The organism is Gemmatimonas sp. (assembly GCF_041689975.1).
GTDB lineage: Bacteria > Gemmatimonadota > Gemmatimonadetes > Gemmatimonadales > Gemmatimonadaceae > Gemmatimonas.
The window spans coordinates 1-9,704 of sequence record NZ_JBDNFF010000049.1 but is presented as its reverse complement, the minus strand read 5'-3'; the positions used below and the strand labels follow the sequence as shown (position 1 = coordinate 9,704).

At 65.4% G+C, this 9,704-nt stretch carries 14 protein-coding genes and 1 pseudogene; 6 read left to right on the top strand and 9 right to left on the bottom strand.

The window, feature by feature from the left end; genetic code table 11:
• Positions 1 to 429: 429 nt before the first annotated feature.
• From ACESNG_RS03665 to ACESNG_RS03625, 9 genes are all read right to left on the bottom strand, one after another.
• Positions 430 to 837, bottom strand: a complete 408-nt coding sequence (locus tag ACESNG_RS03665; protein WP_373067860.1) for a VOC family protein — start codon at positions 835 to 837, stop codon at positions 430 to 432.
• A gap of 45 nt (positions 838 to 882) precedes the next feature.
• Positions 883 to 1,209, bottom strand: coding sequence for a quaternary ammonium compound efflux SMR transporter SugE (gene sugE, locus ACESNG_RS03660; protein WP_373062948.1), 327 nt, complete (start codon positions 1,207 to 1,209; stop codon positions 883 to 885).
• A gap of 18 nt (positions 1,210 to 1,227) precedes the next feature.
• Entirely contained in the window at positions 1,228 to 2,418 is a 1,191-nt protein-coding gene (locus tag ACESNG_RS03655) for a dipeptidase (RefSeq protein WP_373062950.1), read from the bottom strand.
• 8 nt (positions 2,419 to 2,426) lie between these two features.
• Positions 2,427 to 2,756, bottom strand: coding sequence for a hypothetical protein (locus ACESNG_RS03650; protein WP_373062952.1), 330 nt, complete (start codon positions 2,754 to 2,756; stop codon positions 2,427 to 2,429).
• A gap of 30 nt (positions 2,757 to 2,786) precedes the next feature.
• Entirely contained in the window at positions 2,787 to 4,454 is a 1,668-nt protein-coding gene (locus tag ACESNG_RS03645; protein ID WP_373067858.1) for an amidase, read from the bottom strand.
• A 10-nt stretch (positions 4,455 to 4,464) separates the two neighbouring features.
• Entirely contained in the window at positions 4,465 to 5,607 is a 1,143-nt protein-coding gene (locus tag ACESNG_RS03640; protein WP_373062956.1) for a cystathionine gamma-lyase, read from the bottom strand.
• The gene (locus ACESNG_RS03635; protein ID WP_373062958.1) at positions 5,604 to 5,801 is read right to left on the bottom strand and encodes a Trm112 family protein; all 198 of its coding nucleotides are present in this window, start codon (positions 5,799 to 5,801) and stop codon (positions 5,604 to 5,606) included. Before ACESNG_RS03635 ends, ACESNG_RS03640 begins: the two co-directional genes overlap by 4 nt.
• Positions 5,802 to 5,816: 15 nt before the next feature.
• Positions 5,817 to 6,344, bottom strand: a complete 528-nt coding sequence (mog, locus tag ACESNG_RS03630; protein ID WP_373062970.1) for a molybdopterin adenylyltransferase — start codon at positions 6,342 to 6,344, stop codon at positions 5,817 to 5,819.
• A 150-nt stretch (positions 6,345 to 6,494) separates the two neighbouring features.
• The gene (locus tag ACESNG_RS03625; protein ID WP_373062960.1) at positions 6,495 to 6,872 is read right to left on the bottom strand and encodes a GxxExxY protein; all 378 of its coding nucleotides are present in this window, start codon (positions 6,870 to 6,872) and stop codon (positions 6,495 to 6,497) included.
• 249 nt (positions 6,873 to 7,121) lie between these two features.
• Between ACESNG_RS03625 and ACESNG_RS03620 the strand changes: the two genes are divergently transcribed.
• From ACESNG_RS03620 to ACESNG_RS03595, 6 genes and pseudogenes are all read left to right on the top strand, one after another.
• The gene (locus ACESNG_RS03620) at positions 7,122 to 7,853 is read left to right on the top strand and encodes a hypothetical protein (RefSeq protein ID WP_373062962.1); all 732 of its coding nucleotides are present in this window, start codon (positions 7,122 to 7,124) and stop codon (positions 7,851 to 7,853) included.
• A gap of 33 nt (positions 7,854 to 7,886) precedes the next feature.
• Positions 7,887 to 8,117 (top strand): hypothetical protein, encoded by a 231-nt coding sequence (locus ACESNG_RS03615; RefSeq protein ID WP_373062964.1) that lies wholly within the window; start codon positions 7,887 to 7,889, stop codon positions 8,115 to 8,117.
• A 42-nt stretch (positions 8,118 to 8,159) separates the two neighbouring features.
• The gene (locus ACESNG_RS03610) at positions 8,160 to 8,690 is read left to right on the top strand and encodes a sensor histidine kinase (protein ID WP_373067856.1); all 531 of its coding nucleotides are present in this window, start codon (positions 8,160 to 8,162) and stop codon (positions 8,688 to 8,690) included.
• A 96-nt stretch (positions 8,691 to 8,786) separates the two neighbouring features.
• Positions 8,787 to 8,993: a hypothetical protein gene (locus ACESNG_RS03605; RefSeq protein WP_373062968.1), complete on the top strand. Its 207-nt coding sequence runs from the start codon at positions 8,787 to 8,789 to the stop codon at positions 8,991 to 8,993.
• Positions 8,990 to 9,270, top strand: a pseudogene (locus ACESNG_RS03600) (LytR/AlgR family response regulator transcription factor); the annotation flags it as partial. The gene ACESNG_RS03605 and the pseudogene ACESNG_RS03600, both read left to right, overlap by 4 nt.
• 111 nt (positions 9,271 to 9,381) lie before the next feature.
• A complete protein-coding gene (locus ACESNG_RS03595) occupies positions 9,382 to 9,687 on the top strand; it encodes a LytTR family DNA-binding domain-containing protein (protein WP_373067862.1) in 306 nt (101 codons plus the stop codon).
• Positions 9,688 to 9,704: the final 17 nt, after the last annotated feature.

The window sequence follows — 9,704 nt, the reverse complement described above, 5'->3', positions numbered from 1 at the left end:
GCCTTCGCGATCTTCGCGGACTTCGCGCGAACTGCGGTGCGTGCGGCTGCCTCGGAGCGGTCGGAGAGTCGGCTGGTTCGCGCGAAGCTCGCGGAGCACGCGAAGAGACGCGAAGAGACGCGAAGAGACGCGAAGAGACGCGAAGAGACGCGAAGCACAGCAAAACTGATCGATACGGGCAGCGCGCCGGCGGACCTGAGCGCGCCGAACCACCACTCCTGTGGTTACGGCGCTTCTGTGCGTGACGGTCCCGCGCGCCTCCGCGCAAACGACCGACAGGCAGCGCCTCGCCGGTCAAGTCGAGACCAGACAAAACGATTTTATTCCCAAAGCACATCGATAACGGAGGCGGTTCGAATGCCAAAACGTCGGGCTGTTACTGTAGACAATCCAGAACTATTGGCTGTACTGATCAGTAAAGGCCCGGCGTTAGTCGACCGAGTGGGGGAAGCCCGTGACGTCGGCGAGCACTTCGGCCACGCAGATGCGGTGCCCTTCCGGATCTTCGAGCTCGAACTCGACCTGCCCAGCGGGCATCACTTCCGGACCGCGTACCAGCGGCGTACGAGCACGTGCATGATCGAGGAGCGCGGTCAGTTCACCACCCTCGAGCCGCAAGTAGACATCCCAATCGTGTGAGGCCGGAGTGCGTGCGGTTGGGGTACGCGTACAGCGGAGCATCAGTTCGGCGTCGTCCCTACGCAGAATGCAGAACTCGTGCGGTGCGACATCGGGAGACGGATCGACGGAAAAGCCGAGGATCTCGCGATACCACGTCATGCAGCGTTCGACATCGGCGACGCGCAGAACGGGAACACTGGCGGTAAATCGGATCATGCGGAGTGAATGCCCGGTGGCAGCGGGAAGTGCCAACGGGTCGCCCTAGCTCGGCGAGGTGAGCTTGAGGCCAATAATGCCGCACACGATGAGTGCGACCGAGACGATCCGTCCGAGATCGCGCGACTCGCCGAACACGAGCACGCCTACGATCGCCGTCCCGACTGCGCCAATGCCGGTCCAAACCGCATAGCCGGTGCCGACCGGCAGGGTTTTGAGCGCTTGCGCGAGGAAATAGAAGCTCGCGATCATCGCGCTCACCGTGATCGCCGACGGTACCGGCTTCCGGAAGCCGTCGGAGTACTTCAGGCCGATGGCCCAGACGACCTCGAGCAGTCCGGCCACGACCAGCATCCACCAAGCCCGCGTCATGCGATCACCACCGGCGCGTTACCGACTGGCCCGCGGCGTGGACGACGACGACGGCAACTGCTGCAGCAGGAAGTCACGCGTGTTTCCCCCCATCACGGCCGCGATCGTGTCCTGCTCCATGCCAGCCTTGAGGAGACCATCAGTAATGGCCGCCATACCACGGGTATCGAACGGCGTACGCGTGGCGCCGTCGAAGTCGGACCCCAGCGCCACGTGCGCCGCACCGGCCACCTTTACCGCGTACACAATCGCCTTTACGATGGAATTCACGGTGGGCTTGCATACCGCGCCGTCCCAATAGCCGATGCCGACCAGTCCACCATTGGCGGCAATCGCCCGCAACTGATCGTCCGTGAGATTGCGCGGACCCGGACACGTGGCTGCCACGCCGGTGTGCGAGACCACCACCGGGCGTGTCGCCATCGCAAGCACTTCCTGCACCGTCTGCGCCGACGCGTGCGCCAGATCGACGATGATCCCGAGCGATTCCATGCGCGCGATCACCTCGCGCCCCAACGGCGTAAGCCCGGCATGGGTGACACCGTGCGCGCTCGCGGCCACTTCGTTGTCGAAGAAGTGCGTGAGCCCCATCATGCGGAATCCGGCGGCGTACAGCGTATCCACGCTTTGCAGCTTGCCGTCCAGCGCATGCAGCCCCTCGATGGCCAACAGCGCCGATACCTGCGCCGGATCACCGGCCCGACGCTCCACGAACTGCGCCATTTCTTCGCGCGTCGTGATCAGCGTGAGCGTATTCGCCGAACGAAGCGCGGCGTCGCGTAGCTTGTCGGCCTGATACACGGCACGAGCCCGCAAGCTCGTGTACGTGGCGCGCGGCCAATGCTCGGCGATCGCCAGCAGCAGCACGTTGTCCGTGTCGCCCGTGTTGTGATCGTAGTTCATGCCGCGAGGCGTCTTGGTCACCACGGAAAACACCTGCAGTGCCACGCCACCCTCCTGCAGCCGCGGTACGTCCACGTGACCGCGCGACACGCGCTCCAGCGGATCGCGTCCCCACAGGAGCTGATCGGCGTGCATGTCGGCGACAAAAAGCCGGCGATGCAACGCCGCCGCCACCGGCGACACCGCCGGCAACGCGGTGCTGACCACCGTGTTCATCCGACTGTCGGTAATGCGCGCGCCGACGGTGAGAAAGCCAGTCACCGCCACCACCATCAGCGCCAGCAGCGCAACCAGTACACGCTTCATCTCTATCCTCAGCGTAGTCCGCGCGGCATCGGATCACCCGACATTTCGCGTGCATTCGGCAGCGAATTCGGTATGCTCTCGCCACGTAGATCACCACAGCGGTCGATCGCCTGCTCGGAACCCTTGTCGATCGTATCGGGCAGCGCGAACCGGTCCACCCGCATCGAATCGACTTCCGTGCGCGCCTTCACCCACTCGGCGGTGCACAACGCACGCACCGTATCGATCCGCGACAAGCGCTCCAATCCGGAGTCGGCTGCACGATTCAGGAACTGCCACGCCCACACGCCGAGCCCCAACGCGAGCACGAGACTGCCGATGGCGATGAGACGGGACATGCCCTCCGTTCGTGTTTCTTCCGGCGCCACTTACGACCCCCGCTTCGGTGACGCGATCGGCATCGTAGCCAGAAAGCGTGGTGCGCGACGCGCCTGCGTCGCCTGCTCGAAAGCGAACGCCAGTCCGATCAGGCGACCTTCACTCCACGCGCGACCGATAAACGACACACCCAGCGGCAGCGCGTCGGCAAACCCCATCGGGACGGTGATGCTCGGATAGCCGGCCACGGCGGCGACACTCGAATTGCCGCCGCTGTACCGATCGCCGTTGATCAAATCGGTGGGCCACGACGGTCCGTTGGACGGCGCCACGATCGCATCGAGCGAATGCTGCGCCATGATGGCGTCGATGCCTTCGTCACGTGACAAGCGCCGGCAGGTAGCCACGGCGTCGCGATACTTCGCGTCGTCGAGCGACCCCATGGTCTGCGCGCGCTCCATCTGCTCCTGCGCAAAGTACGGCATTTCGGCGCCGGCGTTCGCCCGATTGAAGGCGATTACGTCATCGATCGTGCGCACAGACACGGTCGCGCCGCGCGCCGCGAGATACGCGTTCACTCCGGCCTTGAACTCGTACAACAGTACGTCGAGCTCCGCTTCGTCGTATTTGCCCACCGTGGGGACGTTGGCGGGATCGACGATTACCGCGCCCGCTTTGCGCAGAGCATCGATCGCGCGCTCGAACGCTGCATCGGTCAATGGATGAAAGCCAACCATGTTGCGCGCGACACCAATGCGCGCGCCCTGCAGCGACTTCGCATCCAGAAATGTGGTGTAGTCGGTGGCACTCTTGCCTGCACTGTCGGCCGTCGCGCGATCACGTGCATCCACGCCGGTCAGCGCGCCCAACAGCACGGCAGCATCGGACACCGTACGGGCCATCGGCCCCGCCGTATCCTGCGACGACGAAATCGGGATGATCCCGCTGCGACTCCAGAGGCCGACCGTAGGCTTGATGCCTACCAGCCCGCAGATGGACGACGGGCAAATAATCGAGCCATCCGTTTCCGTACCGATGCCGACGGCCGCGAGGTTCGCCGATATCGCACTGCCGGTACCCGAGCTCGAACCGCAGGGATTGCGATCGAGCACGTACGGGTGCCGTGTCTGTCCGCCGCGCCCGCTCCACCCACTCGTGGAACGCGTGGAGCGGAAGTTCGCCCACTCACTCAGATTCGTTTTGCCCAGTAGCACCGCGCCAGCTTCGCGCAGGCGCTGCACGATGAACGCATCGCCCGGCGCCGGCTTGCCGACCAGTGCCAGTGAACCGGCCGTGGTCTGCATGCGATCAGCGCTGTCGATGTTGTCCTTGATCAGCACTGGAATACCGTGCAGCGGACCGAGCACTTTCCCCGCGCGCCGTTCGGCGTCGCGTTGCGCCGCGATCGTCAACGCATCAGGATTCATTTCGATCACTGCATTGAGCGTCGGACCACTGCGATCCACCGACGCGATGCGCGAGAGATACGCCGCTGTGAGCGCGCGCGACGTGAGCGTGCCCTTCGTCATCCGCGACTGCAGGTCCGCGATACTCAGTTCGGCAAACGGGAAGGCATCGGGCTGCGCTCCATCGACATCGCGCTCGGCGGCACGCGCCGTGTGCATCGGTACCAGCGTTGAAATCATCCCGACGGTGGCGGCAGTGGCCGTCGCCAGCGACGACGCCACGAAGTCGCGTCGGTCCATCCGCTTCGTCATTCCGTATCCTCTACACTGCGCCCAGGGCGCGATCAAAATCGTTCAACAGATCTCGTACGTCCTCGAGCCCGATGCTCAGTCGCACGAACCCTTCCGACACCGCGTCGCCGCCCCATCGGGCACGACGCTCGGCGCTCGTGTGCACGCCACCGAAACTCGTGGCTTCGTAGACCAGCGTCGACGCCGCAAAAAAGCGCGACACGGCGGCGGCGTCATCCAAGGCAAAACTGATCACACCACCGAATCGTTTCATCTGGCGCGACGCGATGGCATACGACGCGTCGCCGGGCAACCCCGGATAGCGCACGCCATGCACCTTCGGATGCGCCGCCAGCATCGTCGCGATCTGTATGGCCGTATCACACTGACGCGACAGTCGCACGTCGAGCGTCGCCAGCGACCGATGCGCCAGCCACGCTTCCATCGGCCCCGCGATCACCCCCATGCGCGTGCGCCACGTGTGAATCGTTTCGGCATGCGCGGCATTACGACACGCCACATGACCAAGCACCAGATCGGCGTGACCGGTCATCGCCTTCGTGTCGGACACGACGGCGAAATCGGCGCCGAGTGCGAGCGGCTGCTGCAACAGCGGCGTGGCCGTGGTGTTGTCCACGACCACCAACGCGCCGGCAACATGCGCCGCCTGCGCCAACGCCGCGATGTCGCACACATCGAGTGCGGGATTGGTGGGCGACTCGAGCCACAGCATTGCCGCACCATCGAGCGCATCGCGCAAACCGTCACCGACCGTCGGCGCCATCACCACATTGATGCCCTGCGCGGCAAACCACGCGCCGGGGAAGTGCTGCGTCGCGATGATGCGCGTGGTGTAGTAGCTCTCGGCCGGCATCACCAACTTGCCCCCGGGCGGCACCATCGTGGCCAGCACCGCCGCCGTGGCCGCCATGCCACTCGGAAAGAGCAAGCACGGACCACCCTCGAGCGCCTCGAGCGCCTGCTCGTACGCCACCCACGTGGGATTCGAGAACCGACCGTAGGTGAACGGCGACGCCGTTGGATCGCCCGGTGCATGATAGGGGGCGGCGAACACCGGACCGGCCATGTACGGCGCACCCGGCGTCGCGTCGGGCAGACCGGCCCGCACCACCCGCGTGCCGTCGTGCCACTCGGGGTGGGTCGAGGCGCTCACGCCGGAAGAGGGTACTTGGCGTCGTCCAGCGGCTGCGCTTCGTCGATCAGCATGACGGGAATGCCGTCCTGCACCGAGTACACCAGACGGCTCTCACGGCACACGAGCACCTCGGGCGGACCCGCGTGGTACTCCAACGGCGCCTTGGACTTGGGGCAGACCAGGATCTTCAGCAGTTCGGGAGAAAGGCTCATGACACGGGCTCGCGCTTACGCGCTGATGGGTCGGAACGGAGCGGGAGCCTCGGCGCTGAACAGCAGTCGCGGCCCTCCGATGAGATCAATGCAATATGGGACCGCCGCCCAGACCGCGCCGAGGCATTCCTCGATCGCCGCCGGCTTTCCCGGGAGATTGATGATCAGCGAGCTCCCCCTGGTGCCGGCCATCTGACGAGAGAGGATCGCGGTGGGGACGGTGCGCACCGACACTGCCCGCATCTGTTCCCCGAACCCCGGCAGCAGCCGGTCGCACACGGCCACCGTGGCCTCGGGCGTTACATCACGCGGCGACGGCCCGGTGCCACCGGTGGTCACGATGAGGGCGCAGTGATGCTCGTCGGCCAGTTCCCGGATCGCCGCCTCGATCAGCGGCTGCTCGTCGGCCACCAAGCGGTACTCGGCCTGCCACGGCGAGGCGATCCAGCGCGTGAACACGGACTGGATGGCCGGGCCGGACTTGTCTTCGTACACGCCCGACGAGGCACGGTCGGAGATGGTGATGATGCCGCAATGAATCACAGGGGCCACTGGGGCGAACGGTGGATAGCGACGGGGGCCACTGGGGCGAACGGTGGATTCCGACGGGGAAGCTGTTCGGGGGCGAACGTGTAGAGGCTGGCGGAAGCGGTGGACCTTGAGATACGGTTTCGGGGCTGCCTTCGCTGCTGGCTACGGAGTATGCGTGAACACTACACGCTTCTGGTCGGGGCGACGACCGAAGGTGAGAATGAGGCCGACCTCGTGGGACGTAGCCTTGAGGTAACCGAGGAGCTGCCCCACATGGTCCGGCTCGATGGCCCGGGCGACCTTGCACTCAATCACGACCAAGTCATTCACCACCAGATCCAGTCGGCCGCGACCGATAGTGTGACCGCGGAATTTCACGGCCACCGCCACCTCCCTCGCCACTGAGAACCCCGCGTCGGCGAGGGCAATCGCCATCGCCCGCTGGTAAATCACCTCCGGATGGCCATGACGAAGCTCGGCGTGCACCTCCCGAAACACCGTCAGAATCCCCGCCGTCAGTTCGCCGTGGAGCAGTCCCATCCCTCACTATGGAGCCCACCCGTCACCCCCACGTCACTCCGATCTCCCCGCAAGCACCGCTCCCCCCCGCCCCCACACGTTCCCCCCAAACAGCTTCCCCGTCAGCATCCTTCTTTGACACCCGCGGCCCCCGCGGCCCCTGCTGCAATTCCCCGTCCCTTCGTTGCACCACCCGACACCATGCAGCGCTGTTCGCGTAGGCTGAGATCATCAATGATCTCCCCTCACACGCTGACCCCCCCGCCCACCGTGCCCCGATTTCGCCAGTTCATCGTCGTCCTCTCCTCCGTGCTTGCCGCCGCCGCGACCCCCGCTGGCGCAGCGGCCCAGCCAGCCGTCACCGCGATCCGTGACCACATCGACCCCACTCAACTGCGCGCGCGGTCCGACTCATTCGCGGTCATGATCCAAGGCGCACCACGCGGGTGGCAACGGGTTGCGATCACGCCGCGCGGGAACGGCTGGGAGCTGCAGGATGCGATCACGATCGGCACCATGGTTCAGCAGTCGTCGCGCATCTCCCTGAACAGCGCCCTCGAGGAGGTCTCGTTGCGACAGAGCGGCGTGATGTCGGGACGGCCGATGACGATTTCGCTCGATTTTGCGAACGGACACGTGCGCGGCACGGCTGACACGCCAACCAACGGCCCATCGGGCGTGCTGACGATCGACACCACGCTCTCGGCCGCCGTCGTCGAGGACAACGCCGTAACGCCGCTGCTGGTCGCGTTGTGGTGGCGTGCGTCGCTCGACATTCGATTCCCGGTGCTCGCCAGTGGCAAGGGAACGATCATGACCTATCGCATTCGCGTGCTCGGTGCTGACACCAGCACCGTCCCCGCCGGCACATTCGATACGTGGCGCGTCGAGCTCACCACCGGTCAATCCACGTTGCTGATGCATGTCACACGCACGCTGCCGCACCGGATCGTGCGCATGACATCGGCGGGCACACCGTTCGACATTCAACTCGTGAAGTAGCGCACTCGATTCGCACCGCATCAAGTTTCCTCAATGCCCCCCGAGCCTGCCACTCTTGTCGCTCACGCTAACGCAACCCGCGTACACTCGTCGCGTCGCTGGCTTTGGCTCACGGCCCTGCTGTGCGGCATCGGCGGACTCACTCCGTTCGCGCAGGCGCTGGAACTCTTCGGCGTCACAGACGCAGCCGGTATCGCCCTGCAATGGCAGGCGGTCACGGTGCTCGCTTGGGCGATCGTCGGCCCGCGCATCGCTGATCGGTGATCACTCACCGAATCCGAAGCGGGCGCACTCGGCGGACTGGCATTGCTCACCGTCGCCGTGACAGCAGCGCATGCGACGATCGCACTATTCCTCTTGTATCCGACGTCCTCGTACAGCAGCTCATCCAATTTCATGATCATCGCGCTTGGCGTGTTGCCCACGCATGCCGTCACCGCCGGGCTCGTGTCACTCGTGGGCAGCTGGACCAGCGCACGGCGCCAGCGCGAACGCGCCGCCGATCGCGAGGCGGTGCTTGCCGCACATGCCGTGCGCGCTGAACTCGATGCGTTACGCACGCGACTGCAACCACACTTTCTGTTGAATGCGCTGAATACCGTGAGCGGACTCGCGCGGTCGGGGCATGGCGAGGGCGCTGTAGACGTTGCCGCGGATCTCGGCGAACTGCTGCGCTTTGCGCTCGTGGAGTCCGGTGACGCCGTCTCGTTCGACGCCGAGCGGGAGATCGTGGAACGCTATCTGGCCATCGAGCAGGTGCGACTCGGCGATCGCCTGCGCGTTGAATGGTTCATTCACTCGAGCGCTCGCACCACGCAGTTTCCCGCGCTCATGTAGCCACCGCTGGTCGAGAACGCCATTCGCCACGGGATCTCGCAACGCATCGCACCCGGCACGCTGCGTCTATCCGCGTCACGCACGGACCATACGCTGGTGCTCGTGGTCGACGCCGATGGTCCAGACCATGAGAACCCGCTGACACTCGACCCGTTCGGTGGACTCGGCATAGGCCTCTCGACACTGCGGCGTCGGCTCACGCTGTTGTACGACACGCGTGCCTTGCTGCGGATGACGGAACGCCCCGGTGGCGTGCTCGTCGAGCTCACGCTGCCGATGGCCGAGTCGGCCGACATCGCGTGAGTGCGTTCCGCAGAACGCTTCGCGTGATCGTAGCCGACGACGAGCCCATCGCCGCCGCCGCGCTCGCCGCCGAGTTACAGCGACTCGGCTGCGACGTCGTGGCGATCTGTGCCCATGGCGAGCACGCCATTGAGCGCTGCGCTGACCTGCACCCTGACGTCTGCTTCACCGACATCGCGATGGCCTCGCGGTCGCCCGCGCACTTCGCGAACGCGCACCGGGCGTCCGCGTGGTATTCGTGAGTGCGCATCCGCACTTCGCCATCGAAGCCTACGGTGCCGACGTCGTCGACTTTGTCCTCAAGCCGATCCGTCGCGCCCACCTCGCTGACGCCGTTGATCGCGTTCAACGCGCTCTCGGCACCTCTGATTCCGAAGATCGTATCCTCGTGACAGAGCATGGCACCGTGCACGTCGTCCCCGTGCGCGACATCGAATGGGTGCAGGCCGACGGCTACAACCTCTGGCTCCACACCGCCACGCGCGCCTGGCTGATCAGAGAGCGTATGCACCGCATGGAAGCCCGACTGCAACCTATCGGCTTCCTGCGCGTACATCGCTCTGCCTTGGTTCGCCTGAACGCCATCCAGTCCATCGAGTCCCCGGACAACACCGAACTCAGCGCGGTCCTGCATTCCGGCACCAGAGTCAAACTCGCCCGCGATCGCCTCAACGCCCTCCGCAACGCGCTCTAGCGCCACCCCACACAATC

Bases quoted from the DNA above. Each gene is read 5' to 3' on its own strand.
- ACESNG_RS03665 (WP_373067860.1), bottom strand. From the start codon at position 837: ATGATCCGATTTACCGCCAGTGTTCCCGTTCTGCGCGTCGCCGATGTC.
- sugE (WP_373062948.1), bottom strand. From the start codon at position 1,209: ATGACGCGGGCTTGGTGGATGCTGGTCGTGGCCGGACTGCTCGAGGTC.
- ACESNG_RS03655 (WP_373062950.1), bottom strand. From the start codon at position 2,418: ATGAAGCGTGTACTGGTTGCGCTGCTGGCGCTGATGGTGGTGGCGGTG.
- ACESNG_RS03650 (WP_373062952.1), bottom strand. From the start codon at position 2,756: ATGTCCCGTCTCATCGCCATCGGCAGTCTCGTGCTCGCGTTGGGGCTC.
- ACESNG_RS03645 (WP_373067858.1), bottom strand. From the start codon at position 4,454: ATGACGAAGCGGATGGACCGACGCGACTTCGTGGCGTCGTCGCTGGCG.
- ACESNG_RS03635 (WP_373062958.1), bottom strand. From the start codon at position 5,801: ATGAGCCTTTCTCCCGAACTGCTGAAGATCCTGGTCTGCCCCAAGTCC.
- ACESNG_RS03625 (WP_373062960.1), bottom strand. From the start codon at position 6,872: ATGGGACTGCTCCACGGCGAACTGACGGCGGGGATTCTGACGGTGTTT.
- ACESNG_RS03615 (WP_373062964.1), top strand. From the start codon at position 7,887: ATGCCCCCCGAGCCTGCCACTCTTGTCGCTCACGCTAACGCAACCCGC.